Annotated in this window: 28 protein-coding genes; 19 read left to right on the top strand and 9 right to left on the bottom strand. The window is 74.4% G+C overall.

The genetic code is table 11. From position 1 onward, the window contains the following. Window positions 1-186 precede the first annotated feature (186 nt). Complete coding sequence (locus tag ACJTNH_RS12345) at window positions 187-879, top strand: hypothetical protein (RefSeq protein WP_458176029.1); 693 nt, start codon at window positions 187-189, stop codon at window positions 877-879. A 6-nt stretch (window positions 880-885) separates the two neighbouring features. Here ACJTNH_RS12345 and ACJTNH_RS12340 read toward each other — a convergent pair whose 3' ends face one another. Continuing rightward, a complete protein-coding gene (locus ACJTNH_RS12340) occupies window positions 886-1371 on the bottom strand; it encodes a hypothetical protein (RefSeq protein ID WP_458176027.1) in 486 nt (161 codons plus the stop codon). Window positions 1372-1517: 146 nt separating this feature from the next. Here ACJTNH_RS12340 and ACJTNH_RS12335 point away from each other — a divergent pair, with 146 nt between their 5' ends. The 7 genes from ACJTNH_RS12335 to ACJTNH_RS12305 all read left to right on the top strand — a co-directional run bounded on the left by ACJTNH_RS12335 (window position 1518) and on the right by ACJTNH_RS12305 (window position 6399). Beyond that, window positions 1518-2207 carry a fasciclin domain-containing protein gene (locus ACJTNH_RS12335; protein ID WP_458176025.1) on the top strand — a complete coding sequence of 230 codons (690 nt, stop codon included), beginning with the start codon at window positions 1518-1520 and terminating at the stop codon, window positions 2205-2207. A gap of 52 nt (window positions 2208-2259) precedes the next feature. After that, the gene (pyrE, locus tag ACJTNH_RS12330; protein WP_458176023.1) at window positions 2260-2817 is read left to right on the top strand and encodes an orotate phosphoribosyltransferase; all 558 of its coding nucleotides are present in this window, start codon (window positions 2260-2262) and stop codon (window positions 2815-2817) included. A 144-nt stretch (window positions 2818-2961) separates the two neighbouring features. After that, window positions 2962-3222 carry an FAD-binding oxidoreductase gene (locus tag ACJTNH_RS12325; RefSeq protein ID WP_458176021.1) on the top strand — a complete coding sequence of 87 codons (261 nt, stop codon included), beginning with the start codon at window positions 2962-2964 and terminating at the stop codon, window positions 3220-3222. Beyond that, the gene (locus ACJTNH_RS12320) at window positions 3219-4568 is read left to right on the top strand and encodes an FAD-dependent oxidoreductase (RefSeq protein WP_458176019.1); all 1350 of its coding nucleotides are present in this window, start codon (window positions 3219-3221) and stop codon (window positions 4566-4568) included. Before ACJTNH_RS12325 ends, ACJTNH_RS12320 begins: the two co-directional genes overlap by 4 nt. Before the next feature lie 123 nt (window positions 4569-4691). Further along, on the top strand, window positions 4692-5726 hold the full coding sequence (gene fbaA / locus ACJTNH_RS12315) for a class II fructose-bisphosphate aldolase (protein ID WP_458176017.1): 1035 nt from the start codon (window positions 4692-4694) through the stop codon (window positions 5724-5726). A gap of 3 nt (window positions 5727-5729) precedes the next feature. Beyond that, complete coding sequence (locus ACJTNH_RS12310; protein WP_458176015.1) at window positions 5730-6137, top strand: DUF3151 domain-containing protein; 408 nt, start codon at window positions 5730-5732, stop codon at window positions 6135-6137. A 118-nt stretch (window positions 6138-6255) separates the two neighbouring features. Then, a complete protein-coding gene (locus ACJTNH_RS12305) occupies window positions 6256-6399 on the top strand; it encodes a GPGG-motif small membrane protein (RefSeq protein ID WP_458176013.1) in 144 nt (47 codons plus the stop codon). Window positions 6400-6453: 54 nt separating this feature from the next. On the opposite strand, the gene ACJTNH_RS12300 is transcribed toward ACJTNH_RS12305, so the two are convergent. The 3 genes from ACJTNH_RS12300 to ACJTNH_RS12290 form a co-directional block, all read right to left on the bottom strand. Next, window positions 6454-7266 (bottom strand): ATP-binding cassette domain-containing protein, encoded by an 813-nt coding sequence (locus tag ACJTNH_RS12300; protein WP_458176011.1) that lies wholly within the window; start codon window positions 7264-7266, stop codon window positions 6454-6456. Then, the gene (locus ACJTNH_RS12295; protein ID WP_458176009.1) at window positions 7263-8399 is read right to left on the bottom strand and encodes an ABC transporter permease; all 1137 of its coding nucleotides are present in this window, start codon (window positions 8397-8399) and stop codon (window positions 7263-7265) included. The genes ACJTNH_RS12300 and ACJTNH_RS12295 overlap by 4 nt, the downstream gene beginning before the upstream one ends. A 94-nt stretch (window positions 8400-8493) precedes the next feature. Further along, a complete protein-coding gene (locus ACJTNH_RS12290; protein ID WP_458176007.1) occupies window positions 8494-9111 on the bottom strand; it encodes a hypothetical protein in 618 nt (205 codons plus the stop codon). Window positions 9112-9174: 63 nt separating this feature from the next. Between ACJTNH_RS12290 and ACJTNH_RS12285 the strand changes: the two genes are divergently transcribed. After that, window positions 9175-10461 carry an adenylosuccinate synthase gene (locus tag ACJTNH_RS12285; RefSeq protein ID WP_458176005.1) on the top strand — a complete coding sequence of 429 codons (1287 nt, stop codon included), beginning with the start codon at window positions 9175-9177 and terminating at the stop codon, window positions 10459-10461. A gap of 153 nt (window positions 10462-10614) precedes the next feature. Here ACJTNH_RS12285 and ACJTNH_RS12280 read toward each other — a convergent pair whose 3' ends face one another. Next, window positions 10615-11661 carry a glycerophosphodiester phosphodiesterase family protein gene (locus tag ACJTNH_RS12280; RefSeq protein WP_458176003.1) on the bottom strand — a complete coding sequence of 349 codons (1047 nt, stop codon included), beginning with the start codon at window positions 11659-11661 and terminating at the stop codon, window positions 10615-10617. Between the two features lie 95 nt (window positions 11662-11756). On the opposite strand from ACJTNH_RS12280, the gene rsgA reads away from it, so the two are divergent. Beyond that, complete coding sequence (rsgA, locus tag ACJTNH_RS12275; RefSeq protein WP_458176001.1) at window positions 11757-12758, top strand: ribosome small subunit-dependent GTPase A; 1002 nt, start codon at window positions 11757-11759, stop codon at window positions 12756-12758. A 58-nt stretch (window positions 12759-12816) separates the two neighbouring features. After that, entirely contained in the window at window positions 12817-14073 is a 1257-nt protein-coding gene (purD, locus tag ACJTNH_RS12270) for a phosphoribosylamine--glycine ligase (protein WP_458175999.1), read from the top strand. Between the two features lie 39 nt (window positions 14074-14112). On the opposite strand, the gene ACJTNH_RS12265 is transcribed toward purD, so the two are convergent. Next, window positions 14113-15555 (bottom strand): AI-2E family transporter, encoded by a 1443-nt coding sequence (locus ACJTNH_RS12265; protein WP_458175997.1) that lies wholly within the window; start codon window positions 15553-15555, stop codon window positions 14113-14115. A 92-nt stretch (window positions 15556-15647) separates the two neighbouring features. On the opposite strand from ACJTNH_RS12265, the gene purB reads away from it, so the two are divergent. Both purB and ACJTNH_RS12255 read left to right on the top strand, forming a co-directional pair. Next, window positions 15648-16955: an adenylosuccinate lyase gene (gene purB / locus ACJTNH_RS12260; RefSeq protein WP_458175995.1), complete on the top strand. Its 1308-nt coding sequence runs from the start codon at window positions 15648-15650 to the stop codon at window positions 16953-16955. Further along, window positions 16952-17878: a phosphoribosylaminoimidazolesuccinocarboxamide synthase gene (locus ACJTNH_RS12255; RefSeq protein ID WP_458175993.1), complete on the top strand. Its 927-nt coding sequence runs from the start codon at window positions 16952-16954 to the stop codon at window positions 17876-17878. Before purB ends, ACJTNH_RS12255 begins: the two co-directional genes overlap by 4 nt. Before the next feature lie 2 nt (window positions 17879-17880). On the opposite strand, the gene ACJTNH_RS12250 is transcribed toward ACJTNH_RS12255, so the two are convergent. Next, window positions 17881-18546 (bottom strand): PilZ domain-containing protein, encoded by a 666-nt coding sequence (locus ACJTNH_RS12250; protein WP_458175991.1) that lies wholly within the window; start codon window positions 18544-18546, stop codon window positions 17881-17883. Window positions 18547-18770: 224 nt separating this feature from the next. On the opposite strand from ACJTNH_RS12250, the gene purS reads away from it, so the two are divergent. The 4 genes from purS (at window position 18771) to ACJTNH_RS12230 (ending at window position 22611) form a co-directional block, all read left to right on the top strand. After that, window positions 18771-19019 (top strand): phosphoribosylformylglycinamidine synthase subunit PurS, encoded by a 249-nt coding sequence (purS, locus tag ACJTNH_RS12245; protein WP_222194478.1) that lies wholly within the window; start codon window positions 18771-18773, stop codon window positions 19017-19019. Between the two features lie 10 nt (window positions 19020-19029). Next, entirely contained in the window at window positions 19030-19704 is a 675-nt protein-coding gene (gene purQ, locus ACJTNH_RS12240; RefSeq protein WP_458175989.1) for a phosphoribosylformylglycinamidine synthase subunit PurQ, read from the top strand. Between the two features lie 77 nt (window positions 19705-19781). Then, window positions 19782-22121, top strand: coding sequence for a phosphoribosylformylglycinamidine synthase subunit PurL (gene purL / locus ACJTNH_RS12235; protein WP_458175987.1), 2340 nt, complete (start codon window positions 19782-19784; stop codon window positions 22119-22121). A 61-nt stretch (window positions 22122-22182) separates the two neighbouring features. After that, on the top strand, window positions 22183-22611 hold the full coding sequence (locus ACJTNH_RS12230; protein WP_458175985.1) for a sterol carrier family protein: 429 nt from the start codon (window positions 22183-22185) through the stop codon (window positions 22609-22611). A 143-nt stretch (window positions 22612-22754) separates the two neighbouring features. Here ACJTNH_RS12230 and ACJTNH_RS12225 read toward each other — a convergent pair whose 3' ends face one another. Further along, window positions 22755-22880, bottom strand: a complete 126-nt coding sequence (locus ACJTNH_RS12225; RefSeq protein ID WP_458175983.1) for an MFS transporter small subunit — start codon at window positions 22878-22880, stop codon at window positions 22755-22757. Continuing rightward, window positions 22877-24292, bottom strand: a complete 1416-nt coding sequence (locus ACJTNH_RS12220; protein WP_458175981.1) for an OFA family MFS transporter — start codon at window positions 24290-24292, stop codon at window positions 22877-22879. The genes ACJTNH_RS12225 and ACJTNH_RS12220 overlap by 4 nt, the downstream gene beginning before the upstream one ends. A 236-nt stretch (window positions 24293-24528) precedes the next feature. Here ACJTNH_RS12220 and ACJTNH_RS12215 point away from each other — a divergent pair, with 236 nt between their 5' ends. Together ACJTNH_RS12215 and ACJTNH_RS12210 are read left to right on the top strand one after the other, a co-directional pair. After that, entirely contained in the window at window positions 24529-25620 is a 1092-nt protein-coding gene (locus ACJTNH_RS12215; protein WP_458175979.1) for an S-(hydroxymethyl)mycothiol dehydrogenase, read from the top strand. Next, a complete protein-coding gene (locus ACJTNH_RS12210) occupies window positions 25617-26225 on the top strand; it encodes an MBL fold metallo-hydrolase (protein WP_458175977.1) in 609 nt (202 codons plus the stop codon). The genes ACJTNH_RS12215 and ACJTNH_RS12210 overlap by 4 nt, the downstream gene beginning before the upstream one ends. Window positions 26226-26261: the final 36 nt, after the last annotated feature.

Here is a 26261-nt window from a genome sequence, read left to right as displayed (position 1 = left end):
CCCGCCCCGCCCCCCGGCCCCCCCCCCCCCCGCCCCCCGCCCCCCCCCCCCCCCCCCCCCCCCCCCCCCCCCCACGGCCGTGTGGGGGGCCGGGCGGCGTGGCGAGCCGGCTGTCCCGGTGCCGGGACAGCCGGGATGCGCCATGATCACCGGCGTTCGCACGCGAAGGTCTCACGAGGAGCCGTCATGACGTCAGGACCGCAGGATCCCCAGCAGGGCGGGTCCGGCCAGCAGCCCCCCTACGGCCAGCAGCCTCCCTACGGCCAGCAGCCCGGGTACGGGCAGCAGCCCGGGTACGGGCAGCAGCCCGGTCATGGCCAGCAGTCCGGGTACGGCCAGCAGCCCGGGTACGGCCAGCAGCCCGGCTACGGGCAGGGCGCCCCGGGTCAGCCGGGCCAGTTCGACTACCCCGCCGCGCCGGGGGCCCAGTACGGCGGTGCGCCGATCGCCCCGACGGAGCGGCCGACCACGGTCAAGGCCGGGATCGGTGCCTTCCTGGCGAACACGCTGCTCGGGCTGATCAGCTCGATCCTCACCTTCGCCGACCTGGACGCCTACATCGACGACGCCGCGCTCGACCAGGGCCTCACCCGGGACGAGGTGTCCGCGGTGATCACCGTCGGCGCCGTCATCGGCCTGGTCATCACGGCCGCGTTCCTGCTGGTGCTCTGGTTCGCCTGGAAGGGCCGCAACTGGGCGCGGATCGTGCTGTTCGTGCTCGGCGGCCTGAACGTGCTGTTCAGCCTGCTCGGTGCTTCCGCGCTGGGCTTCCTGGGCCTGGTCCAGCTGCTGCTGGTCATCGCCGGCATCGTGCTGCTCGCGCTCAAGCCCTCCAACGACTGGTACAAGGCCGAGACCCAGCGGCGCAACCGGTTCTGAGCCGGGTCACTCCGAGCCGCGGCTGCGTGGACCAGCGGTCCACGCAGCCGTGGTGCGGGCGGCCAGGCTGGCCACCGCCGCCGCGCACAGCACGAGCACGAGCAGGGTCGAGACGGCGATCCCGCCGGACAGGAACGTCGCCGCCAGCGTGATCAGCCCCAGCGCCCCGCTGGTCGCGAGCCCGGCCCACCGCGCCCAGCCGCGCCCGCGGGCCAGCCCGGCCGCCGAGACGGCCGCCAGGAGCCCGAAGACCACCGCCTGCAGCAGGGTGATCAGCACGATCTGCTCGGCATCGGACCGGGGGGAGCCGGGCTGGGCGCGCGCGAACGCGTCGACCACGGCGTCCCGGGCCAGGAACGTGAACAACCCGTTGAGCAGCAACAGCACGGCCAGCCCGGCGAGCAGGCCCACCGACATCCTGGCCGACAGCGGCATCCCCGCGCGGGGCCCTCCCGAGCCGAGCGGACCGGGGGACGACGGGCGTGCGCTCACCCGCCCAGCCTGGCATGCCGGTGCGGTCCGCAGCCGGTGTCGGGGCGGCACCGCGTGCCGGGCCGGGTCAGCTGCCATGCTCGACCGCCAGCAGACCCGACCGCCGCACCCCGCCGGCGTCGTCCCGACGAGCAGGAGAACCCACCGTGAAGGCCCCCCGGTCCCGACCCCGCCTGCTCTCCCGGTCCGGCGCCGCCCGGCTGGCCCCGCTGCTGGTGGCCCCGCTGCTGCTCGGCGGGCTGGGTGCCTGCAGCTCCGACGCCGAGGACACCGACGCGGCCGCCGGCGGCAGCGCGAGCCCGGGCAGCAGCACCGCGCCGAGCAGCGCTCCGGCGGTGACCGGCCCGATCGGGCCCGGCTGCGCGCTCTTCCCGGCCGAGGGGCCCGCGAGCCTGGCCGCTCTGGCCACCACCCCGGTCGGTGCGGCCGCCGGCGCCGTCCCCGAGCTCAGCACCCTGACCTCGGCGGTGCTGGCCGCCAACCTGGTCGACGTGGTCAACACCCGCGAGGACGTCACGGTGCTGGCCCCGACCAACGCCGCCTTCGACGCGCTCGGCCCGGAGGCGCTCCCCGCCCTCCTGGCCGACGTGCCCCGGTTGACCGCCCTGCTCACCCACCACGTCCTGCCCGGCCGGCTGGCCCCCGACGAGCTCGTCGGCGAGCACACCACCCTCGCCGGCGACCGGGTGACCGTGGCCGGCCCCGCCGACGCCCCCAGCGTCGCGGCCGAGCGGACCGTGGCCGGGGCCGCACCGGCGACGGTCGTCTGCGGCAACGTGCCGACGGCGAACGCCACCGTGTACCTGATCGACCAGGTGCTCGCCCCGACCGGCTGAGCACCTCCCCGCCCCCAGGGCGGGGACGGCGCGGCTCAGTAGGGTTCCCGGCATGGACGTCCCCGCTCCCGACCACCCCGATCGCGACCGGCTGCTCGAGCTCATCGTCGACCTCGCCGTGGTGCACGGGAAGGTGACGCTGTCCTCCGGCCAGGAGGCCGACTGGTACATCGACCTGCGCCGGGTGACGCTGCACCACGAGGCGGCCCCGCTCGTCGGCCGGGTGATGCGGCAGCTCACCGGCGACCTGCGCTACGACGTGGTCGGCGGGCTCACCCTCGGCGCCGACCCGGTCGCCACCGCGATGCTGCACGCCGCCTCCGCCGGTGAGGGGTTCCTGGACGCCTGCGTCGTGCGCAAGCAGACCAAGCAGCACGGCATGCAGCGGCGGATCGAGGGCCCGGACGTCGCCGGTCGCGCGGTGCTGGTGGTCGAGGACGTCTCCACCACCGGCGGCAGCCCGCTGACCGCGGTCGAGGCGCTGCAGGAGGCCGGGGCGGAGGTCGTCGCGGTGGCCGTCATCGTCGACCGCGGCGCCCGGGCGGCCGTCGAGGCCGCCGGCCTGGAGTACCGCGCGGCCTTCGACCTGGCCGACCTCGGCCTCGCCTGAGGAAGGCCCCCTTCCCCACTCACGAGCTCGGGGCGGGCCCCTGAAGGCGGGGCCGGGCGGCCGGGCGGACGTGCGGTGGCGGCGTGACCGGCCCCCACGACGACGTGGGTCCGTGAGCTCCAGGACGCCCTGGGGCCGGACGGCGTGCTCACCGACCCCGACGTCACCGCAGCCTGCACTCGCGACCCGGCGATGCCCGCCGGGGCCGGGCTGCCGGCCGCGGTGGCGCTGCCGCGCAGCGCCGAGGAGGTCTCGGCGGTGCTGCGGCTGGCCAGCCGGCACGCGGTGTCCGTGGTGCCGCGAGGGGCGGGCTCGGGCCTGGTCGGTGCGGCCAACGCCGAGGGCGACCTGCTGATGACCGCCCGGCGCCTGAGCGCCCGCGCGGTGGCAGGGTGGCCGGCATGAGCGAACGCCTGCTGGTCATCGGCGGGGACGCCGCCGGGATGTCCGCCGCCGCGCAGGCCCGCCGGCTGCGGCCCGCCGGGGACCTGGAGATCGTCGTCCTGGAGCAGGGCGCGGACGTCTCCTTCTCCGCCTGTGGCATCCCCTACTGGGTCGGCGGCCAGGTCATCGACCGGGGCGACCTGATCGCCCGGACCCCGGCCGAGTTCGCCGCCGCCGACATCACCGTGCGCACCGGCACCCGCGCCGAGGCCATCGACCTGGACGCCGGCGTCGTGGTGACCACCGGCGGGGAGCGGCTCGGGTACGACCGGCTGGTGGTGGCCACCGGTGGCCGGCCCACCCGGCCGCCGATCCCCGGCCTGGACGCCGACGGGGTGTTCGGCGTGCACCGGCTGGACGACGGCGCGGCGGTCCGGGCCGCGGTGGCGGCCGGTGCCCGACGGGGGCTGGTGCTCGGCGGCGGCTACATCGGCCTGGAGATGGCCGAGGCGCTGCAGCGGCGCGGGCTCGAGGTCACCGTCGTGCTCGCCGACCCGCTGCCGATGCAGCTGCTGGACGCCGACATGGGCCAGCGGGTCTGCGACGGCATGGTCGCGATGGGGATGACCGTGCACACCGACCAGGCGGTGCGCGAGGTGCTGCTGGACGCGGCCGGCCGGGCGTGCGGGGTGCGCACCGACGCCGGCTCCCACGAGGCCGACCTCGTCGTCCTCGGGCTGGGCATGGGGCCGGAGGTGCAGCTGGCCGCCGACGCCGGGCTGGCGATCGGCCCGACCGGCGCGGTCGACGTCGACCGCAGCCAGCGCTGCCGCGACCACCCGGAGGTCTTCGCCGCCGGCGACTGCGCGCAGACCTTCCACCGGGTCACCGGCGAGGTCGCGCACGTGGCGCTGGGCACGCACGCCAACAAGCAGGGCCGGGTCGCGGGCTCGGTGATCGGTGGCCGGCCGGCCCGGTTCGCCGGTGTGCTGGGCACCGCGGTGACCAAGGTGGGGGAGCTGGAGATCGGCCGGACCGGGCTGTGCACCACCCAGGCCGAGGAGGCCGGGTTCGCCTGGCGCACCGACGTCATCGAGGGCACCACCCGGGCCGGCTACTACCCGGGCGCGGAGGAGGTCGCGGTGAAGCTGGTGACCGAGGCCGGGTCGGGCCAGCTGCTCGGCGCACAGGTCGTCGGCGGGCCGGGCTCGGCCAAGCGGATCGACGTGCTGGCCACCGCGATCTGGGCGGGGATGACCGCCGAGGAGCTGGCCGGCAGCGACCTGTCCTACGCCCCGCCGTTCTCGCCCACCTACGACCCGGTGGTGGTGGCCGCCCGGGCCGTCAGCCGCACCGAACAGGGCTGACGAAGGGCCCCGCTGCCCCCCACGCCAGGCTGCGCGCGGCGCGGGCCCCTGTGGCGGGGCCGGAGGCTGGCGCGATACTGGCGGCGAGCAGAGCCGCTGGTCCCGACATCAGGAGTGCACCGCATGCCCATCGCGACCCCCGAGGTCTACGCCGACATGATCACCCGGGCCAAGGAGGGCGGCTTCGCCTACCCGGCGATCAACTGCACCTCGTCCGAGACGATCAACGCCGCCCTGCGTGGCTTCGCCGACGCCGGCAGCGACGGGATCATCCAGTTCTCCACCGGTGGCGCGGAGTTCGGCTCCGGCACCCGGGTCAAGGACATGGTGACCGGCGCGGTCGCGCTCGCCGAGTTCGCGCACGTGGTCGCCGAGCGCTACCCGGTCAACGTCGCGCTGCACACCGACCACTGCCCCAAGGACAAGCTGGACGACTACGTCCGCCCGCTCATCGCGCTGTCCAAGGACCGGGTCGACGCCGGCCAGGCGCCGCTGTTCCAGTCGCACATGTGGGACGGGTCGGCCGTCGAGCTGACCGAGAACCTGTCCATCGCGCAGGAGCTCATCGAGAAGTGCGCCGCCGCCAAGATCGTGCTCGAGGTGGAGATCGGCGTCGTCGGCGGCGAGGAGGACGGCGTCGCCCACGAGATCAACGAGAAGCTCTACACCGCGGACGGCGACTTCGTGCGCACCGCGGAGGCACTGGGCCTGGGGGAGAAAGGGGTCTACCTGCTGGCCGCCACCTTCGGCAACGTGCACGGGGTCTACAAGCCGGGCAACGTCAAGCTCCGCCCCGACGTGCTCGAGCGTGGCCAGGCGGTCGTCGCCGAGCAGTTCGGCCTGGGCGAGGGCGCCAAGCCGTTCAACCTGGTCTTCCACGGCGGCTCGGGCTCGGACCTCTCCGACATCCGCGAGGCCATCTCCTACGGCGTGGTCAAGATGAACGTCGACACCGACACCCAGTACGCGCTGACCCGGGCCATCGCCGGCCACATGTTCAGCAACTACGACGGCGTGCTGAAGGTCGACGGCGAGGTCGGCGTGAAGAAGACCTACGACCCGCGCACCTACATGAAGCTGGCCGAGGCCAGCATGGCCGACCGCATCGTGCAGGCCTGCGAGGACCTGCTGTCGGCCGGCCAGTCGCAGGCGGGCTGAGCGATGACCTCCGCGCACCGCAACCTGCTCGGCGAGCCGCCGGCCACCCTGCTGCCGGGCATCCCGGCCGCCGACGACGCGCTGGCCGCCGGCACCGACCCGGCCGAGGTGGCCGCCGCCCACCCGACCTCCAGCGCCGCCTGGGCCGCGCTGGCCGAGACGGCCCTGGAGGCCGGCCGCACGATCGAGGCCTACGCCTACGCCCGCACCGGCTACCACCGCGGCCTGGACGCCCTGCGCCGCAACGGCTGGAAGGGCTTCGGCCCGGTGCCGTGGTCGCACGAGCCCAACCGCGGCTTCCTGCGCTGCGTCACGGTGCTGGCGACGGCCGCCGAGCGGATCGGCGAGGTGGACGAGCAGGAGCGCTGCACCCAGCTGCTCCGCGACTGCGACCCGTCACTGGCCGCCTGAGCCCACCCGCCCCGCGATTACGGCCCGTGATCGTCCTGATGCCGGGATGATCACGGGCCGTTAGCGTCGTCGTCCGGTCGACGCCAGCGGGGCGTCGCCCCGAAGAGAGGGGCTCACCATGGCCACCCTGTTGTGGATCCTCGCCGTCGTGCTGGTGGTCGCGGGCATCGTCGCGATCGTCCGGAAGCAGCTGCTGTGGGGCGTCGTGCTCATCATCGTCGGGCTGCTGGTCGGCCCGGGCGGTGTCAGCGTCTTCAACTGACGCGGCGCCCCCTCACATCGCCGTGAGGGGGCGCACTCAGCGGCGCTGGTGCGCTCAGAGTCGTTGGTGTGCTCGGCGCAGTGAGTCGGTGAGCCGGGACAGCTCATCGCCCCCGGCCACCAGCCGGGTCAGGTCGTGCACGTCGACGTCGTCCCGGGTGAGGTCACCGGCCACCCGGCCGCCGCCCAGCAGCAGGAACCGGTCGCCCACCAGGTGGGCGTACTGCGGGCTGTGCGTCACGAACAGCACCGCCAGCCCCGAGTCCCGGGCGGCCAGCACCGACTGCAGCACCAGCGCCCGCTGGGCCACGGTCATCGGCGCGGTCGGCTCGTCGATCACCAGCACCCGCGCGCCGAAGTGCAGGGCGCGGGCGATCGCCAGGCTCTGCCGCTCGCCGGCCTGCAGCGCGCTCGCCGCCTGCGCCGGGTCCAGCCCGGTGACCCCGACCTGGGCCATCGCCCGCGCCGTGACCTCCTCGGCCCGGCCGACGTCCAGCCGGCGGAACGGCCACGGCCCGCGGGTCGGCTCCGCGCCGAGGAAGAAGTTGCGCCAGACCGACATCAGCGGGGCGATCGCCAGGTCCTGCCACACGGTCGCGATCCCGCACGCCCGGGCCTGCTGCGGCGAGCGGAAGCGCACCGGGCGGCCGTCGACGAGCAGCTCGCCCTCGGCCGGCCGCTGCAGCCCGGACAGCACCGACACCAGTGTCGACTTCCCCGACCCGTTCTCCCCGAGCACGCAGAGCACCTCGCCGCCCCGCAGGGCCAGCGAGACCCGGGAGAGGGCCGGCACGCTGCCGTGCCGCACGGTCACCCCGCGCAGCTCCAGCGCCGGCGTCGTCCCGGTGGTGTCGGCGGCGGTGCTCATGACCGCGGCACCGTGCGCAGCCGGCGGCGGACCAGGCCGTTGGCCAGCAGCGCCACCAGCAGCAGCAGACCGAGGAAGGCCTGGAACCAGCGGGGGTCCCAGCCGGCCAGCAGGATGCCCTCCCGGGCGACGGCGTACAGCAGCGCGCCCAGCGCGGCACCGACCGTCGAGCCGTAGCCGCCGGTCAGCAGGCACCCGCCGATCACCGCCACCACGATGAACTCGATCTCCGCACCGAAGGCGGGGTCGACCTGCACCCCGCCCAGCCGCACCACGCCCAGGGTGCCGATCAGCCAGCCGGCGACGGCGGTGCCCAGGAACAGCAGCACGGTGGTGCGGGCCACCGGTACGCCCAGCTCCCGCGCCGCCTGCCCGGCGCCGCCGCTGGCGAACACCGCGTTGCCGAACCGGGTGCGCCACAGCAGCCACGTGGTCAGCGCGGTGGCCAGCAGCCACCAGACCAGCGAGATCCGGAACCGCCCGTCACCCAGCTGCGCGGTCGCGCCGAACACGGCCAGCGCGGACTCCCAGCCCGGTGCGTCGGCCAGCCCGGTCACCCGGGAGGACCCGGCGACCGCGGTCGCCACCGCCAGCGAGCTGCCCTGCAGCACCAGGAACGTCGCCAGGGTCACCAGGAAGCTCGGCAACCCGGTGCTCACCACCAGCAGCCCGTTGACCGCGCCGATGAGCAGGGCCACGGCCAGCGAGACCAGCAGCGCCGGCCAGATGCCCAGCCCCAGCCGGCTGACCAGCAGCGCCGTCACCAGGCTGGTGGACACCGCCACCACGCCGATCGACAGGTCGAACTGGCCGGCGACCAGGAGCATCCCCACCGCCACCGCCCCGATGCCCAGCGGCGCCGCGACGTCCAGCACGGTGGCCAGGCCCCCCGAGCTGAGCAGACCCGGGGACTGCAACCCGAAGAACAGCCCGACGACCAGCAGGCCCAGCAGGGCCGCGGCGCCGGGGCGGGCCAGCACCCGGTCCAGCAGCCGCCGTCCGGTCGAGCGGGGCACCGTCGGCGCGGTGGGTCCGAAGGCGGGCAGCCGCTCGGTGGCGACCGGCAGGACGGACGGGCGACGGGACGACGACAGCGAGGCCTCCTCGGACGGGGCGGTGTCCCCAGTGTCCACGATCCGCGCAGCTCCGACGGGAGACGCGGGACTCACCACCCCGCTGTGGGGACGTGCCGGGCCGGGCCCCTCGTCCGGTGCAGGAGCGACTCCCTCAGGGACGCAGGCGCCAGCGCACCCGGTCGTCGGCGTACCAGGTCCACTTCGTCACCTCGCGGTCGAACGGCACGCCGTCCCGCACGACCTGGGCCGGGGCGCAGGCGATCTGCAGCGCCCGCCCGGTCGAGCGGCGCACGGGGCGCAGCGGCAGCCGCACCACCGCCACCGACAGCCGGTCGACCGCCGTCCAGTCCGGCCGCGCGTCGATCCGGGTGATCTCGCCGTCGGCCACCCGGTCGTCGTCGCAGTACGCCTGCGCGCCGAACCGCCGGCCCAGTGCACGGCGCGGCTCGCCGGCCGCGGACACCCGGCCGGCGTGCAGCAGCACCCCGCCGTGGTCGTCACGCACCAGGGGCAGTTCCCGCTCCGTGCCGGTGCCCAGCCCCAGAGCGCGGGCCAGCCCGGTCGACGCGGTGTCCTCCGCCGGGGTCCAGGCGACCGGCACGGCGGGCAGTCGCTCGGTGCGCCACAGCCTGGTCAGGACGGCGGACAGCGCGGTCACCGGGCCCAGCACGTGCACCTCCTGGGCGCCGTCCACCACCGAGGCGACGTGCCGGCGGGACGGCGGCTGGACCGCCGCCAGGCCGCGCAGGTCGAGCTGGGTGGCGGGCATGCGGATACCCTGCCACCTGGCTCGCCGGGACCTGCCGGCGCGACGAACGAGGAGACCTGCCGCATGCCCGCAGTCGTGCTGATCGGCGCCCAGTGGGGCGACGAGGGCAAGGGCAAGGCCACCGACCTGCTGGGCGGGCGGGTGCCGTACGTGGTCCGCTACCAGGGCGGCAACAACGCCGGCCACACCGTGATCACGCCGGACGGCGAGAAGTACGCCCTGCACCTGATCCCCAGCGGCATCCTGACCCCGGGCTGCACGCCGGTCATCGGCAACGGCGTGGTCATCGACCCCGAGGTGCTCATCGGCGAGCTCGCCGGCCTCGAGGAGCGCGGCGTCGACACCTCGCGCCTGGTCATCTCCGCCGACGCGCACCTGATCATGCCGCACCACCGCGCCCTGGACCGGGTCACCGAGCGGTTCCTCGGCCAGCGCAAGATCGGCACCACCGGCCGCGGCATCGGCCCGGCCTACGGCGACAAGGTCGCCCGCAACGGCATCCGGGTCGCCGACCTGCTCGACCTCTCCATCCTGCGGCAGAAACTCGAGGGCACGCTGCAGGAGAAGAACCAGGTGCTGGTCAAGGTCTACAACCGCAAGGCCATCGACGTCGACGAGGTCGTCGAGGAGTACGCCGGCTACGCCGAGGCGCTCAAGCACCGGATCGTCGACACCCGGCTGCTGCTGGGCAAGGCCCTGGACGCCGGCGAGTGGGTGCTGCTGGAGGGCTCGCAGGGCACCCTGCTCGATGTCGACCACGGCACCTATCCGTTCGTGACGTCGTCCAACCCGACCGCCGGCGGTGCGGCCGTCGGCGCCGGCGTCGGCCCGACCCGGATCGAGCGGGTCGTCGGCATCCTCAAGGCCTACACGACCCGCGTCGGCTCCGGCCCCTTCCCGACCGAGCTGCACGACCAGTGGGGCGAGTACCTGCGCAAGCACGGCGGCGAGGTCGGCGTCACCACCGGGCGTGACCGGCGCTGCGGCTGGTTCGACGCCGTCGTCGCCCGCTACGCCAGCCGGGTCAACGGGATCACCGACTACTTCCTGACCAAGCTCGACGTGCTCTCCGGGCTGGAGACCGTGCCGATCTGCGTCGCCTACGACGTGGACGGCGTGCGGCACGACGAGATGCCGATGACGCAGACCGACTTCCACCACGCGAAGCCGATCTACGAGGAGATGCCCGGCTGGTTCGAGGACATCACCGGCTGCCGCCGCTTCGAGGACCTGCCGGCCAACGCGCAGGCCTACGTCCGGCGGTTGGAGGAGCTCTCCGGAGCCCGGGTCAGCGTCATCGGCGTCGGCCCCGGCCGCGACGAGAACGTCGTCCTGCACGACCTGATCTGAGGCCGTCGCCACAGCCGCGGTCTGCCGGGGGCCAGTCAGTGATCAGGTCACCTGATCACTGACTGGCCCCCCGCAGCAGCGTTGGTGCGGTAGGACAGCCGGTGATCAGGTCACCTGATCACCGGCTGGGTGCGGTCGGGGGAGCGGTGCGTCTCAGACGCGGGGGCGGACCGGGGCCAGAGCGGCGGCGGAGAGCTCGGCGCGGGCCCGGTAGGCGGTCTCCGGGGCGTCGGCGATCACGCCGTCCACCCCGAGGGCGAACAGCAACCGGGCCTCGGTCTGCGCGTCGCCCAGCCCGCTCGGGTCGCTGCCGCGGCGCAGGTGGCTGGGCAGGAACACGTTCTCCGGCCGCAGCGTCCACGGCTCGACGGTCAGCCCGGCCCGGTGTGCCTGGCTGACCAGGTCGGAGACGCCGACCAGGCCACCGGCGGCGTCGTGCAGCAGGATCCGGCCCTTGTGCGGGGCGATCCCGTCGGCGTAGGTGGAGATCTCCCGCAGGCCGGACGGGGTGACCAGGGCGTCCTGCACGCCCTCCTCCTCGATCAGCTGCACCAGCCGCGGTCCGCCGGTGCCCAGGTCGGCCCGCAGGGCGCGCAGCGCCGACTGCTCGAAGGCCATCACGACCACCGGGCCGTCGGGACGGGCGGCGTCCAGCCGGCGCAGCTCGGCGGCGACCAGCTCGGTCATCGGCAGGCCCTGGGCGGCGAACCAGGCCGGGTACTTCAGCTCGGCCTGCACGCGCACCGGGCGCTCCGGGGTCGACCGGCGCTGGGTGATCTCGACGACCTCGGCGAGGGTGAGCACGCCGTAGCGGCCGTCGTAGGCGGTGTTCAGCGGGCGCATCGCCGGCGTCCGCTCGACGGCGCGCAGCGTGCGCACCTCGGCGAGGGTGAGGTCCTCGGTGAACCAGCCGGTCACCTCCTCGCCGTCGACCTCCTGGGTGCGCCGGCGGTCGGCGAACTCGGGGCGGGAGGCGATGTCGGTGGAGCGGGAGAGCTCGTTCTCGTGCCGGGCGACGAGCGCGCCGTCCCGGGTGACCACGAGGTCGGGCTCGACGAGGTCGGCCCCGAGGTCGATCGCCAGCTCGTAGCTGGCCACGGTGTGCTCGGGGCGGTAGCTCGGTGCGCCGCGGTGCCCGATGACGAGCGGGGAGCGCGCCTGACGAGGCGTACGAACGGCCTTCAGGCCGGTCTCCGACATGACTCCAGGGAAACCCAGTTCGCTGTCCGGGGCCTGAACGCGCGCCGACTTCATGCAGACAAATCGGGGGACAGCGGCCTCACCTGGAGAGCAGCATGACCCCTGTGAGTGATCTCTCAGTCCCGGCCGCCGGGGTCGTCCCGCTGTCGGACGTGCCGGACGGGTGCCTGGCGGCGCGGGTCGCCCGCGTCGACCGCGCGCTGCTGACCGTGCTGACCGCCGACGGCGGACGTCGGGTGCCCTGGGTCGGGCCGGGGGAGGGCGCGCCGGCCGTGGGCGACTGGGTGGCGCTGCGGGGCGAGCGGGCCGTGCGGCTGCTGCCCCGCCGGACGGCGTTCGTGCGGACGGCGGCCGGGCGGACGTCGGCGCCCCAGGTGGTGGCGGCCAACGTCGACCTGGTGCTGGTCGTGGACTCCCTGGTCGGCGAGGCGCGGCTGCGCCGGGTGGAGCGCTACCTGGCGGTGGCCTGGGCCAGCGGGGCGACCCCGGTGGTGGTGCTGACCAAGGCCGACCTGTGTGCCGACGTGCCGGCCGCGGTGGCCGCCGTCGCCGAGGACGCGGTCGGTGTCGACGTGCTGCCGGTCAGCGCGGTGACCGGGGAGGGGACGGCGCAGGTGGCGGCGCTGATCGGCCCCGGGTGCACCGCCGTCATGGTGGGCCCCTCAGGGGTGGGGAAGTCCTCGCTGACCAACGCGCTGGCCGGGCGGCCGGTGGCGGGGACCGCCGGGATCCGCGCCGACGGCCGGGGGCGGCACACCACCACGGCGCGGGAGCTGCACCAGCTGCCCGGCGGCGGGTTGCTGATCGACACCCCGGGCATGCGCGAGCTGGCGCTGCCCGGCGCCGACGGGGTGGACACCGCCTACGCCGACGTCGCCGGGTGGGCCACGGAGTGCCGGTTCCGGGACTGCGCGCACCGCACCGAGCCCGGCTGTGCGGTCGCGGCGGCGATCGACCGCGGTGACCTGGACCCGGCCCGCTTCACCGCCTGGCGGAAACTGCAGGCCGAGGCGCACCGGCAGGAGCTCCGCTCCGACGCCCGGGCCCGCGCAGCCGAGTCCGCCCGGCTCCGCGCCGTCCACCGGCGACGCCGCTGACCCCGAGGGCAGAAATGGCCATTTCTGCCCCGGTGCGGGGGGTGGGTAGGTTCGCCGGGTGCGCGTCCTCGTGATCGGTTCCGGTGCCCGGGAGCACGCCCTGTGCGTGGCTCTGCAGTCCGACCCCGCGGTCACCGCGCTGGCGTGCGCGCCGGGCAACGCCGGCACGGTCACCCTGGCCCAGGCGTTCCCGCTGGACGTCGCGGACCCGGTGGCGGTGAGCGGGCTGGCCACGGAGTGGCAGGCCGACCTGGTCGTGATCGGCCCGGAGGTGCCGCTGGTCGCCGGTGCCGCCGACGCCGTGCGGGAGGCCGGGATCGCCTGCTTCGGGCCCTCCGCCCAGGCCGCCCAGATCGAGGGCTCCAAGGCCTTCGCCAAGCACGTGATGACCGCCGCGGGCGTGCCGACCGCCGGCTTCTGGGCCGTCGGCGGCCCGGCCGAGCTGGAGACGGCGCTGGACGAGGCCGGCGCGCCGTACGTGGTCAAGGACGACGGGCTGGCCGCCGGCAAGGGCGTCCTGGTCACCACCGACCGCGCCGCGGCGGTCGCGCACGGGCGCGCGGTGCTGGACGCCGGCCACTCGGTGCTGATCGAGGAGTTCCTCGACGGCCCGGAGGTCTCGTTGTTCGCCCTGTCCGACGGGACGACGGTGGTGCCGCTGCTGCCCGCGCAGGACCACAAGCGCCGGGACGACGGCGACGGCGGCCCGAACACCGGCGGCATGGGCGCCTACGCCCCGCTGCCCTGGGCGCCGGCCGGCCTGGTCGAGGAGGTGCGGGCCACCGTCCTGCAGCCGACGATCGACGAGATGGCCCGCCGCGGGGAGCCGTTCAGCGGGCTGCTCTACGCCGGGCTGGCGCTGACCTCGCGCGGCGTGCGGGTGGTCGAGTTCAACGCCCGGTTCGGCGACCCGGAGACCCAGGTGGTGCTGCCGCTGCTGGAGACGCCGCTGGCCGGGCTGCTGCACGCCGCGGCCACCGGCACGCTGGCCGAGCAGCCGCCGCTGCGCTGGCGGGACGGCGCCGCGGTCACCGTGGTGGTCGCCGCCGACGGCTACCCGGAGCGGCCGCGGCTGGGCGACCCGATCACCGGGGCGGACGGCGAGGGCGTGCTGCACGCGGGCACCGCGGTCGGCGCCGACGGGCAGGTGCACGCAGCCGGCGGGCGGGTGCTGGCCGTGACCGCGGTCGGTGCGGACCTCGCCGCGGCCCGGCAGACGGTCTACGAGCGGCTGGCCTCGGTCCGGCTGGCCGGCGCGCACTGGCGCACCGACATCGGCCTGGCCGCCGTCGAGGGCCGCATCACCGCCCCCTGAGCGGCCTGGACGGGCACTCCGTCGACCGGTCGCAGTGGCTCAGCCGGCCCGGACCATGCGGCGGGCGCGGCGGGTGTCCGGTTGGGGTGGCCGGGGCCCCTCGTGGCGGCGGGACAGGTAGGTGCCGGCCACGTTGCCGCAGGCGATGACCGGCACGGCGATCAGCGCGCCGAAGATCCCGCCGATCAGCAGCCCGGCGCCGATGCCCAGCACCACGGCCAGCGGGTGCACCGAGACGGCGCGGCCCAGCAGCAGCGGCTGGAGCACGTGGCTCTCCAGCTGCATGACCAGCACGATGATGCCCAGCGCGATCAGTGCCCGCACCGGGCCGACCGCGACCAGGGTCACCAGCACCGACACGGTGCCGGCCAGGAACGACCCGATGATCGGGATGAAGGCGCCGAGGAAGACCAGCGCGGCCAGCGGCACCACCAGCGGCGTGCCGAGGAACACCAGCCCGATGCCGATGAAGACGGCGTCGAAGGCGGCGACCCCGACGGTGGCCCGGACGTAGGAGATCAGCGTGCGCCACGACCGGCGGGCCGCCTCGTCGATGTAGGCCTGCGCGTTGGTCGGTGCCAGCCCCACCACCCACAGCCAGATCTGCCGGCCGTCCATCAGGAAGAAGAAGAGCGTGAAGAGGGTCAGCAGGGTGCCGGTGAGCACCTCGCCGACGGTGGCTGCGGTGGTCAGCGCTCCGGAGGTGAGCACGTCGCGGTTGTCCATGACGGCCTGGTTCGCGCTCTCCACGGCGTCGGTGATCTGCCCGTCGGTGACCGGGAAGGTGCGGGTGACGAAGTCCTGGATCTGGGTGAGCCCCTCGTCGACCTGCGAGGCGAGGTCGTCGTAGCCGGCGGCGAACTCCTCGACGACCAGCGTGACGATGCCGGCGACGACGCCCAGCCCGACCACGAGCATGGTCAGTGCGGCCAGCGACACCGGCCAGCCCCGGCGGCACAGGAACGCCGCTCCCGGCTGCAGCAGCGCGGCGAGCAGCAGCGCCACGATCACCGGGACGACGACCACCGCCACGTACCCGGCGGCCCGCAGCAGGAGGTACAGCGCCGCCACCACGGCGACGGTCCGCCAGGACCAGGCCGCGGCGATCCGCAGCCCGTTGGGCACGTCGCGCTCGGCGGCCCGCAGCGCCCCGTCGGGGGCCAGCAGGCTGCCGCGGCTGCGGTCGCGGCCCGGCTCCGGTGGTGGGCCGCCCGGTGCCGGGGGTCCGCTGACCCCGCCGGCGACGTCGACGTCCGGGGCGTCGGGGTGCGGGCTGCCGGGCACAGGGGTCCCGTCGGCGGGCGTCTCCCGGGCGGACGGCGGGGTCGTCGTCCCGCCGTCCTCGACGTGGTCGACGACGGCGCGGCTGCCGTCCTCCATCACCAACACGGTGCCCTCGGGCCAGGCGTGCGGGTCGTGCTCGGCGGCCGCGCGGATGCGCTCACGGGCCCGGTCGACCACGCGCCTGGCCCGCTGCAACATCGAGTCCTCCGAGCTGATGGGGGCCCGCTCGCAGCGGTGCGAGAGGATGGGGCCGTGGTGCGACGAGCTGACCAGTCCGAGGCGGTACCCGCATGATCGACAGGTACACCCTGCCGGAGATGGGTCGGGTCTGGAGCGACCAGCACAAGTACGAGCTCTGGTGCCGGGTCGAGACCCTCGTGCTGGAGGCGCACGCGGCCGCCGGCCGGGTGCCCGCCGACGTGGTCGAGCCGGTGCGCAACGCGCCGCCGCCGACCCCCGAGCGGGTCGCGGAGATCGAGGAGACGACGCAGCACGACGTCATCGCCTTCCTGACCGCGTGGGCGGACAACACCGAGCCCCGCTCGGCGGCCGCCTACGTGCACCACGGCATGACCTCCTCGGACCTGCTGGACACCGCGCTCGCCGTCCAGCTCACCGACGCCACCGACGTGCTGCTGGCCAAGGCCGACCGGCTGGTCGCCGCCCTGCGCGACCACGGCCTGGCCCACCGGCACACGATCAAGGTCGGGCGGACGCACGGGGTGCACGCCGAGCCCGACGTCTGGGGCCACCGGGTCGCCGACCTGGCCTTCGCCGCCGCCCGTTCCCGCGACCGGCTCCGCCGCGCCCGCGAGGCCGTGGGCGTGGTCGCCATCTCCGGCGCCGTCGGCACGTACTCCCTGATCGACCCGTCGGTCGAGGTCACGGTCGCCGAGGCGCTGCAGCTGCGCGCGGCCGACGCCTCCACCCAGGTCGTGCTGCGCGACGGGATCAGCGAGTGGGTGTCCGCGCTGGGCATCATCGCCACCGTGTGCGAGGCGATCGCCCTCGAGGTGCGGCACGGCCAGCGCACCGAGGTGCGTGAGCTCTCCGAGGCGTTCGGCGCGGGGCAGAAGGGCTCCAGCGCCATGCCGCACAAGAAGAACCCGATCCGCTCCGAGCGGATCGCCGGGTTGGCCCGGGTGGTGCGCGCGGCGATCGTCCCGGTCATGGAGGGGATCCCGCTCTGGCACGAGCGGGACATCTCGCACTCCTCGACCGAGCGGGTGTTCCTGCCCGACGCGGCGATCACCACCGACTACCTGCTCAACCTGACGGCGGGCCTGGTGGAGAACCTGGTCGTGGACGCCGACCGGATGCGGGCCAACCTCGAGTCCACCGGCGGGCTGATCTACACCTCCTCGGTGCTGCTGGAGCTGGTCGAGGCCGGCATGAGCCGGGAGCAGGCCTACGCGCTCGTCCAGTCCGCGGCGATGCGCACCTGGAAGGACGGCACCCCGTTCCGGCAGACGCTGCGCGAGCGGGCCACCGAGGACGGCGTGACGCTGGACGAGGCCCGGCTGGACGAGATCTGCCGCCCCGAGCAGTACGTGGCCAACCTCGGCCCGCTGTTCGACCGGCTGGCTGCGCTCTCGTGAGCCTGCCCTTCGAGCTCGTCGCCCGCGGCAAGGTCCGCGAGGTCTACGCGGTCGACGACGAGCGGCTGCTGCTGGTCGCCAGCGACCGGGTCTCCGCCTACGACCACGTGCTGCCCACCCCGATCCCGGACAAGGGGCGGGTGCTGACCCAGCTGTCGGTCTGGTGGTTCGAGCAGCTCGCGCCGGTGCTGGCCGAGCACGGCGCCGAGCACCACCTGCTGGCCTCCGGCGACGCGCTGCTCGACGAGGGCGTGCCGGCCGAGCTCGCCGGCCGGTCGATGCTGGTGCGCCGGCTGGAGATGCTGCCGGTGGAGTGCGTGGCCCGCGGCTACCTCTCCGGGTCGGGCACGGTCGAGTACCAGCGCAGTGGCGCGATCGTCGACATCCCGCTGCCCGCCGGGCTGGTCGAGGGTTCCCGGCTGCCCGAGCCGGTGTTCACCCCCTCGACCAAGGCCGAGGTGGGCGAGCACGACGAGGCGATCGGGTTCGCCCAGGTCGTCGAGGCGGTGGGTGCCGACCGCGCGGAGGCGCTGCGGTCGCTGACCCTGGCGCTGTACGCCCGTGGCGCTGAGATCGCCGAGCGGGCCGGGATCGTGCTGGCCGACACGAAGTTCGAGTTCGGCACGGCCGGTGGGCCCGAGTCCGGCACAGCCGGTGGGCCCGAGTTCGGCACGGCCGGGGAGACCCTGGTGCTCGGCGACGAGGTGCTGACCCCGGACTCCTCGCGCTTCTGGCCGGCGATCACCTGGTCGCCGGGGGCACCGCAGCCGTCGTTCGACAAGCAGTACGTGCGCGACTGGCTGACCACGTCGGGCTGGGACCGGGCCTCCGAGCCCCCGGAGCTCCCGGACGACGTCGTCGCGGCCACCCGTGAGCGCTACGTCAAGGCCTACCAGCAGCTCACCGGGCTGCCCTGGAGCTGAGCTCAGTAGATGGCGGCGAGCCCGCGGGCGCGGGCGTTGCGCAGTGCGGTGAAGACGTGTGAACGGATGAGGTCCGCGGCCGGCTCGGGGAGGGCGACGAACCGCAGCGACCACTCGTGCAGGTTGTCCTGCCGGGGCCGGCGGCGCACCAGCGCGACCTCGGTGACCAGCTCGTCGGAGTAGAGGTCGAGCCGCAGTGACAGCGGCTGGCCGCGCTTGGGGAACGGGACACCGACGCCGAGGTCGCCGTGCGGGCGGAAGACGGCGAGCAGGCCGCCCTCGCTCAGGTCGACGGTGCTGCCGACCAGGGTCGTGCGGTCCCAGGAGAGGGTGACCGACAGCCCGATGGGCGCCCGGACGGAGTCCCGGCGCTGGATCCGGCTGGCCTGCCCGGTGAGCTTGACCTTCCACGTCCCGTCGTCGGCCACGGCGACGGCCTCGGCCGGCACGGAGCGCAGGCCGTCGTCGGACTGCCACGACAGCTCGAGCATGTCCCGCTCGACGAAGGGGGCGGCCTCACCGACGCCGTTGCGCGGGGAGCTGATGAACAGGAAGGAGTCGGTCTCGCGCCGGACCCGGGCGGTGAGCGCCTCGTCCTGGCCGAGCGGCATGACGCTGAGCGCGGTGGTCGCCACCGGGTGGTCGACGTTGGGCTGTCCCGCGACCATCTCTCCGTGCCTCCGACCTGCTCGGCGACCGCCCGGTGGCGGTCGTCTCCGGGCCCATCATCGGCTGGGCGGAGTGGTTCTCCAGTGCAACCGTGCAGGTCGATGACCCGTTGGGATGACGCCAGGGGCCGGGGGGCTGGGCGACACGGGTCCGGTTGTGCACGACCGTTCGGCCACCCCGGCGTGGTGTCGGCACCTGTCCGGCAGCCGGTACCCTCATCGGCGTGTCCCAGGTGGTCGTCGACGTCGTCCTGAAGCCAGAGATCTCCGACCCCCAGGGGCAGGCCGTGCTCGGCGCCCTCGGGCGCCTCGGTCACACCGGCGTGCGCAGTGTCCGCCAGGGCAAGCACTTCGTCCTCGAGGTCGACGGCGACCCCGACGAGGCCGAGCTGCGCCAGATCGCCGAGACGCTGCTGGCCAACCCCGTCATCGAGGACGTCGAGCTGCACCTCCCCGCTCGCACCACCGACTGAGAGAGATCCAGTGCGCATCGGTGTCATCACCTTCCCGGGTTCCCTGGACGACGTCGACGCCGCACGCGCCGTGCGGCTCGCCGGCGCCGAGCCCGTCTCCCTCTGGCACGGCGACCACGACCTGAAGGACGTCGACGCCGTCGTCCTGCCGGGCGGGTTCTCCTACGGCGACTACCTGCGCGCCGGTGCCATCGCCGCGCGCTCGCCGCTGATGGCCGACGTGGTGGCCGCGGCGCACGGCGGCCTGCCGGTGCTGGGCATCTGCAACGGCTTCCAGGTGCTGTGCGAGGCCGGGCTGCTGCCCGGGGCGCTGACCCGCAACAGCCACCTGCACTTCCGCAACCGCGACCAGGGGCTGCTCGTCGAGCGCGCCGACACCGCGTGGACCACGTCGTTCGAGCAGGGCCAGCGGATCGTCGTCCCGGTGAAGAACGGCGAGGGCCGCTACGTGGCCGCCGACGCCGACCTGGACCGCCTCGAGGGCGAGGGCCGGGTGGTCGTGCGCTACGTCGACGGCAACCCCAACGGCAGCTCCCGCGACATCGCCGGGGTCACCAGCGCCGACGGCCGGGTGGTCGGCCTGATGCCGCACCCGGAGCACGCGGTCGAGGCGCTCACCGGCCCCTCGGTCGACGGGCTGGGCTTCTTCACCTCCGTGCTCACCGCGATGGTCGGGTCCCGATGACGACGGGTGAGCGAGCATCGCAGGGGGCGCCAGCGACCGAAGAGCGGAACGATCCCGGAGTCGAGCAGAGTGATCGCGTGAGCGCCGAGGTGACGTCCACCCCGCACGCCCCCGACGGTCCGGCCGACGCCGCCGTCCGCGCGATGCCCGACCTCGACACCGTCGACCGCGCCGGGCGCACTCCCGACGACGAGCAGCCCTGGGCCGAGCTCGGCCTCAAGGACGACGAGTACGCCCGCATCCGCGAGATCCTGGGCCGCCGGCCGACCACCGCCGAGCTGGCGATGTACTCGGTGATGTGGAGCGAGCACTGCTCCTACAAGTCCTCCAAGGTGCACCTGCGCCGCTTCGGTGACCTGCCCAGGAGCGACGCCCTGCTGGTCGGCATGGGCGAGAACGCCGGCGTCGTCGACGTCGGCGAGGGCTGGGCGGTCACCTTCAAGGTCGAGTCGCACAACCACCCCAGCTACGTGGAGCCCTACCAGGGCGCGGCCACCGGGGTCGGCGGCATCGTCCGCGACATCCTGACCATGGGCGCCCGGCCGATCGCGGTCATGGACTCCCTCCGCTTCGGCGCGGCCGACGCCTTGGACACCGCGCGGGTGCTGCCCGGTGTGGTCGCCGGGGTCGGCGGCTACGGCAACTGTCTCGGTCTGCCCAACATCGGCGGCGAGCTGCTCTTCGACGAGACCTACGCGGGCAACCCGCTGGTCAACGCCCTGTGCGTCGGCGTGCTGCGGCACGAGGAGCTGCAGCTGGCCAAGGCCGAGGGCGTCGGCAACAAGGTGGTGCTCTTCGGGGCGCGCACCGGCGGCGACGGCATCGGCGGCGTCTCGGTCCTGGCCTCGGAGACCTTCGACGCGGAGGGGCCCGCCAAGCGGCCGGCCGTGCAGGTCGGCGACCCGTTCACCGAGAAGCTGCTGATCGAGGCCTGCCTGGAGATCTTCGCCGCCGGCCTGGTCACCGGCATCCAGGACCTCGGCGGGGCCGGCATCTCCTGCGCCACCAGCGAGCTGGCCGCGGCCGGTTCCGGGGGCATGGCGATCGACCTGGACGCCGTCCCGCTGCGCGACTCCACGCTCACCCCCGCCGAGATCCTGATGAGCGAGTCGCAGGAGCGGATGTGCGCGATCGTCGAGCCGGGCAAGGTCGAGGCCTTCCTCGCCGTCTGCGCCAAGTGGGACGTGCTGGCCACCGTCATCGGTGAGGTCACCGACGGCGACCGGCTGACCATCGACTGGCACGGCGAGCGGATCGTCGACGTCCCGCCGCGCACGGTCGCGCTGGAGGGCCCGCGCTACGAGCGGCCGATGGCCCGCCCGGCCGACCTGGACGCGCTGCAGGCCGACGCGCCGCCGTCGTCCTCGGCCGACCTGCGGGCCGACTGGCTCGCGGTCGTCTCCAGCCCGGACGGCGCGGACAAGAGCTGGGTCACCGAGCAGTACGACCGCTACGTGCGGGGCAACACCGTGCTCGCCCAGCCCGAGGACGCCGGCGTGCTGCGGATCGACGAGTCGAGCAACCTGGGCATCGCGCTGTCGCTGGACGGCAACGCCCGCTACGCCCGGCTGGACCCGTACACCGGCGCCCAGCTGAACCTGGCCGAGGCCTACCGCAACGTCGCCGTCTCCGGTGCCGAGCCGCTGGCGGTCACCAACTGCCTGAACTTCGGCTCCCCGGAGAACCCCGAGGTGATGTGGCAGTTCGCCGAGGCCGTCCGCGGCCTGGCCGACGGCTGCCGCGAGCTCGGGCTGCCGGTCACCGGCGGCAACGTGAGCCTCTACAACCAGACCGGCGACGTCGCGATCAACCCCACCCCGGTGATCGGGGTGCTGGGCGTGCACGCCGACGTCACCCGCCGGGTGCCCACCGGCTGGCGGGCCGACGGCGAGTCCGTGCTGCTGCTGGGGGAGACCCGGCCGGAGTTCGGTGGCTCGGCGTGGGCCGCGGTCGTCCACGGCCACCTGGGCGGGCTGCCGCCCCGGCTGGACCTGGCCGCCGAGCGCGCCCTGGGCGAGCTGCTGGCGGCGCTGGCGGCCGACGGGCGGGTCAGCTCCGCGCACGACCTGGCCGACGGTGGGCTGGCGCAGGCGCTGACCGAGTCGGCGCTGCGGTACGGCACCGGTGCCCGGATGAGCGTGCCCGGCGACCCGACGGCGGCGCTGTTCGGCGAGTCGGTCGCCCGTGTGCTGGTCACCACCACCGACCCGGCCGGCGTGCGCGCCGCCGCCGAGGCGGCCGGTGTGCCGGTCACCGAGCTCGGGACGACCGGCGGGGACGCCCTGGTGCTCGACGGCCTCCTGGAGCTGCCGCTGGCGGAGCTGCGGGCGGCGTGGACGGCGACCCTGCCGGCGCTGTTCGGCAGCCCGGAGGTCGCGGTGGGCTCCGTGCCGGCGGGCACCGTCCCGACCAGCTGATCCCGGTCGTGCCGCTCGTCGTGCCGCCGGGCTGCGGCGTCCTCGTGAGGGGGCCGCGGTGATGGCCGGGGTCGCGCCGATCTCGGCCGAGGACCTGCGCGCCGCGCTCGCCCCCACGGCCGGCTGGCTGGCCGGGGAGGGCGAGCAGCCGCCCCGGGCGGTGCTCGGGGCGGCGGTGAAGACGTCGGCGCGCTGGCTGGCCCAGCACGCGCCCGGGCGCTCGGTCGAGGTGCGGGTGCCGCCGTTCGTCGCCGTCCAGTGCATCCCGGGGCCGCGGCACACCCGCGGCACGCCGCCCAACGTGATCGAGACCGACGCGGCGACCTGGCTGCGGCTGGCGACCGGTCGGCTGACCTGGGCAGAGGCGCTGGCCGAGGGCCGGGTCAGCGCCAGTGGCAACCGCGCCGACCTCTCTGAGCTCCTGCCGCTGCGCCCGCTCTCGTCGCGACCCTCCGGGCCGCACCGCGGCCAGGAGCCGTCCCCCGGCTGAGCTGAGCCGCTTCCTCCGCTCCTCGCGGGAGCCTCCGGCCCCCACTCTTCCCGGAGACGGCCTCCGGCCGGGATCCGTACGTGGAACGACAGCGCCCCCTCTGCCAGGTGGCAGAGGGGGCGCTGTGTGGTGGTGCGGGTGGCTCAGCCGGTGAAGAGGGCGCTGGCCGTGCGGATGGTCTGCACCAGCCCGTACACCAGCGGCAGGCCCACCAGGGCCCACGCGAAGGCGACCAGGCCGGTCGGCGTCGTGCTCTTGGGCTCGCTCATCGTGCGGTGCTCCGTTCGGGGTTGGCGCGGGCGGTGGCGGGGGTGGTGGCGTGCGGCTCGTGCCACTTGGCCGCCACCGGCTTGACCAGCAGGTTGGCGACGAAGCCGACCGCGAGCAGGCCCACCATGATGAACAGGGCCGGCCGGTAGTCACCGGCGTTGAGCTGCCCCGGGGTGCCCTGGGTGTCCAGGACGCCGTTGACGATCAGCGGGCCGGCGATGCCGGCGGCCGCCCAGGCGGTCAGCAGCCGGCCGTGGATGGCGCCGACCTGGTAGGTGCCGAAGAGGTCACGCAGGTAGGCCGGGGCGGTCGAGAACCCACCGCCGTAGAAGCTGATGATGATCGCGGCGAGCGCGACGAACAGCCAGACGGCGCTGCTGCCGACGGTGGCCAGCAGGACGTAGAGCACCAGGCCGACACCCAGGTAGACCGTGTAGATGCCCTTGCGGCCGATGTAGTCCGACGTGGAGGACCACACGAAGCGGCCACCCATGTTGAACAGCGACAGCAGCCCGACGAATCCCCCGGCCGCGGCGGCGGCGACCGCAGAGGTCTCACCGTCGCGGAAGAAGTCCTGGATCATCGGGGCGGCCTGCTCGAGGATGCCGATGCCGGCGGTCACGTTGCAGAACAGCACGGTCCACAGCAGCCAGAACTGCGGGGTCTTGATGGCGTTGCCGGCCGAGACGCTCTCGGTGGTGACCAGCGCCTTCTGCTTGACCGACGAGGGGTCGAAGCCGGCCGGCTTCCAGTCGTCGGCGGGGACGCGGACGATGAAGGCGCCGAACATCATGAAGACCAGGTAGAGCAGGGCCAGGGTGAGGAACAGACCCGCGACCGCGTTGCCGCTCGGGGTGGTGCCCGCGGTGCCGTCGTAGGCCGGGTCGTACCAGTTCATCAGCTGACGGGACAGCGGCGAGGCGATGAGCGCGCCACCACCGAAGCCCATGATCGCCATGCCGGTGGCCAGACCCGGACGGTCCGGGAACCACTTGATCAGCGTGGAGACCGGCGAGATGTAGCCGATGCCCAGACCGATGCCGCCGATGACGCCGTAGCCGAGGTAGAGCAGCCACAGCTGCTCGGTGGCGATGCCCAGCGAGCCGACGAGGAACCCGGACACCCAGAAGACGGCGGAGGTGAACATCGCGGCGCGGGGGCCGTTGCGGTCCACCCAGGTGCCGAAGAGCGCCGCCGAGAGGCCCAGCATGACGATGGCGATCGAGAAGACGATGCCGATCGCGGTGAGGGTCGAGTCGAAGTGGGAGACGAGCGCGGCCTTGTAGACGCTGGTCGCGTAGGCCTGCCCGATGCACAGGTGGACGGCCAGGGCCGCGGGTGGGATGAGCCACCGGTTGAACCCGGGCTTCGCGATGATGCGCTCCCGGGCCAGGAAGCTGGGTACTGCCACGGAGACCTCCGAGGTGACGTGACGGCGCGGCCGGTCGGACGAGCCAGCCGCGCGAGTCACACTCCTTGTGAGCTGCGTCGCGACCGCAGGGACGGTACGACGCGACCAGCACATCGGCGCGCCGACCGCCCTCGTCGGGGTGAGGCCGAGACCAATTCGTTGCAGACGCAACCACCCGGCTCCCGGCCAGTGGGCGCGAGGGGCGTCACCGGGGCTGCCGTCCCTAGGCTGACGGCATGCCGTACGAGGTCAAGGGCGTCGTCGCCCTGAGCAAGGGTGCACCGGTCACCATCGAGACGATCATCGTCCCCGACCCGGGTCCGGGCGAGGCCGTGGTCGACGTCCAGGCGTGCGGGGTCTGCCACACCGACCTCCACTACCGGGAGGGCGGGATCAACGACGAGTTCCCGTTCCTGCTGGGCCACGAGGCGGCCGGCGTCGTCTCCGCGATCGGCGAGGGCGTCACGAACGTGGCGGTCGGCGACTACGTCGTCCTGAACTGGCGGGCGGTCTGCGGGGAGTGCCGGGCCTGCACCGCAGGCAAGCCCTGGTACTGCTTCGACACCCACAACGCCGCGCAGAGGATGACCCTGGCCGACGGCACCGAGCTGTCCCCGGCCCTGGGCATCGGCGCGTTCGCGGAGAAGACGCTGGTGCACTCCGGGCAGTGCACCAAGGTCGACCCGGCGGCCCCGCCGACGGCGGCCGGCCTGCTGGGCTGCGGCGTGATGGCCGGGGTCGGTGCGGCGATCAACACCGGTGGCGTCACCCGCGGCGACTCGGTGGCCGTCTTCGGCTGCGGCGGCGTGGGTGACGCGGCGATCGCCGGGGCTGCGCTGGCCGGCGCCACGACGATCATCGCCGTCGACATCGACGACCGGAAGCTGGAGTGGGCCCGGGGCATGGGCGCCACCCACACGGTGAACTCGGAGGAGACCGACGCGGTCGCCCGGATCAAGGAGCTCACCGGGGGCTTCGGCGTCGACGTCTCGATCGACGCGGTCGGGCACCCCGCCGTGTTCGAGCAGGCCTTCTACGCCCGCGACCTGGCCGGCACCGTCGTCCTGGTCGGGGTGCCGAACCCGACGATGCAGCTCACGCTGCCGATGATCGAGCTGTTCGGCCGGGGCGGGGCGCTGAAGTCCTCCTGGTACGGCGACTGCCTGCCCGGCCGCGACTTCCCGATGCTGATCGACCTGTACCTGCAGGGCCGGTTCGACCTGGACGCGTTCGTCTCCGAGACGATCGCCCTGGACGCCGTCGAGACCGCGTTCGAGAAGATGCACGCCGGTGAGGTGCTGCGGTCCGTGGTGGTGTTCGACAAGTGACCGCCCGGATCGAGAAGGCCGTCGTCAGCGGGGTCTTCAGCCTCGACGGGCAGGACTTCGACGTCGACAACAACGTCTGGCTGGTCGGCGACGACGACGAGGTGCTGGTCGTCGACGCCCCGCACCGGGTCGAGCCGATCGTCGAGGCGATCGGCGGCCGCCGGGTGACCGCGATCGTGCTCACCCACGGCCACAACGACCACCTCACCGCGGCCGTGGCGCTGCGCGAGGCCACCGCGGCGCCGGTCTGGCTGAACCCGGCCGACCGGATGCTGTGGGACGTCGTGCACCCCGACACCGCCCCGGACCGCGACCTCGCCGACGGCACCCGGTTCACCGTCGCCGGCGTGACCCTGGAGGCGCTGCACACCCCCGGCCACTCCCCGGGCAGCACCTGCCTGCACTCGGCCGACCTGCGCACCGTCTTCACCGGCGACACGCTCTTCTGCGGTGGGCCCGGGGCCACCGGCCGGTCGTACAGCGACAAGCCGACCATCCTGCAGTCGATCCGCAGCCGGCTGATGTCGCTGCACGGGGACACCGTGGTGCGCACCGGCCACGGCGACGACACCACGATCGACGCCGAGCTGGGCAACATCGCCTGATCGCGGCGGGCGGTCCCGGCCGCTGAGCTGCCCTTT

The sequence above is a fragment of the Modestobacter lacusdianchii genome (assembly GCF_054177765.1).
Note: the sequence above shows the minus strand (reverse complement) of the source record. Positions and strands in the feature narration are given on the sequence as shown.

Excerpts from the sequence above, each read along its gene's own strand:
- ACJTNH_RS12345 (WP_458176029.1), top strand. The coding sequence starts at position 187 with ATGACGTCAGGACCGCAGGATCCCCAGCAGGGCGGGTCCGGCCAGCAG.
- pyrE (WP_458176023.1), top strand. The coding sequence starts at position 2,260 with ATGGACGTCCCCGCTCCCGACCACCCCGATCGCGACCGGCTGCTCGAG.
- ACJTNH_RS12320 (WP_458176019.1), top strand. The coding sequence starts at position 3,219 with ATGAGCGAACGCCTGCTGGTCATCGGCGGGGACGCCGCCGGGATGTCC.
- fbaA (WP_458176017.1), top strand. The coding sequence starts at position 4,692 with ATGCCCATCGCGACCCCCGAGGTCTACGCCGACATGATCACCCGGGCC.
- ACJTNH_RS12310 (WP_458176015.1), top strand. The coding sequence starts at position 5,730 with ATGACCTCCGCGCACCGCAACCTGCTCGGCGAGCCGCCGGCCACCCTG.
- ACJTNH_RS12305 (WP_458176013.1), top strand. The coding sequence starts at position 6,256 with ATGGCCACCCTGTTGTGGATCCTCGCCGTCGTGCTGGTGGTCGCGGGC.
- ACJTNH_RS12300 (WP_458176011.1), bottom strand. The coding sequence starts at position 7,266 with ATGAGCACCGCCGCCGACACCACCGGGACGACGCCGGCGCTGGAGCTG.
- ACJTNH_RS12290 (WP_458176007.1), bottom strand. The coding sequence starts at position 9,111 with ATGCCCGCCACCCAGCTCGACCTGCGCGGCCTGGCGGCGGTCCAGCCG.
- ACJTNH_RS12285 (WP_458176005.1), top strand. The coding sequence starts at position 9,175 with ATGCCCGCAGTCGTGCTGATCGGCGCCCAGTGGGGCGACGAGGGCAAG.
- ACJTNH_RS12280 (WP_458176003.1), bottom strand. The coding sequence starts at position 11,661 with ATGTCGGAGACCGGCCTGAAGGCCGTTCGTACGCCTCGTCAGGCGCGC.
- rsgA (WP_458176001.1), top strand. The coding sequence starts at position 11,757 with ATGACCCCTGTGAGTGATCTCTCAGTCCCGGCCGCCGGGGTCGTCCCG.
- ACJTNH_RS12265 (WP_458175997.1), bottom strand. The coding sequence starts at position 15,555 with ATGTTGCAGCGGGCCAGGCGCGTGGTCGACCGGGCCCGTGAGCGCATC.
- purB (WP_458175995.1), top strand. The coding sequence starts at position 15,648 with ATGATCGACAGGTACACCCTGCCGGAGATGGGTCGGGTCTGGAGCGAC.
- ACJTNH_RS12250 (WP_458175991.1), bottom strand. The coding sequence starts at position 18,546 with ATGGTCGCGGGACAGCCCAACGTCGACCACCCGGTGGCGACCACCGCG.
- ACJTNH_RS12230 (WP_458175985.1), top strand. The coding sequence starts at position 22,183 with ATGGCCGGGGTCGCGCCGATCTCGGCCGAGGACCTGCGCGCCGCGCTC.
- ACJTNH_RS12225 (WP_458175983.1), bottom strand. The coding sequence starts at position 22,880 with ATGAGCGAGCCCAAGAGCACGACGCCGACCGGCCTGGTCGCCTTCGCG.
- ACJTNH_RS12215 (WP_458175979.1), top strand. The coding sequence starts at position 24,529 with ATGCCGTACGAGGTCAAGGGCGTCGTCGCCCTGAGCAAGGGTGCACCG.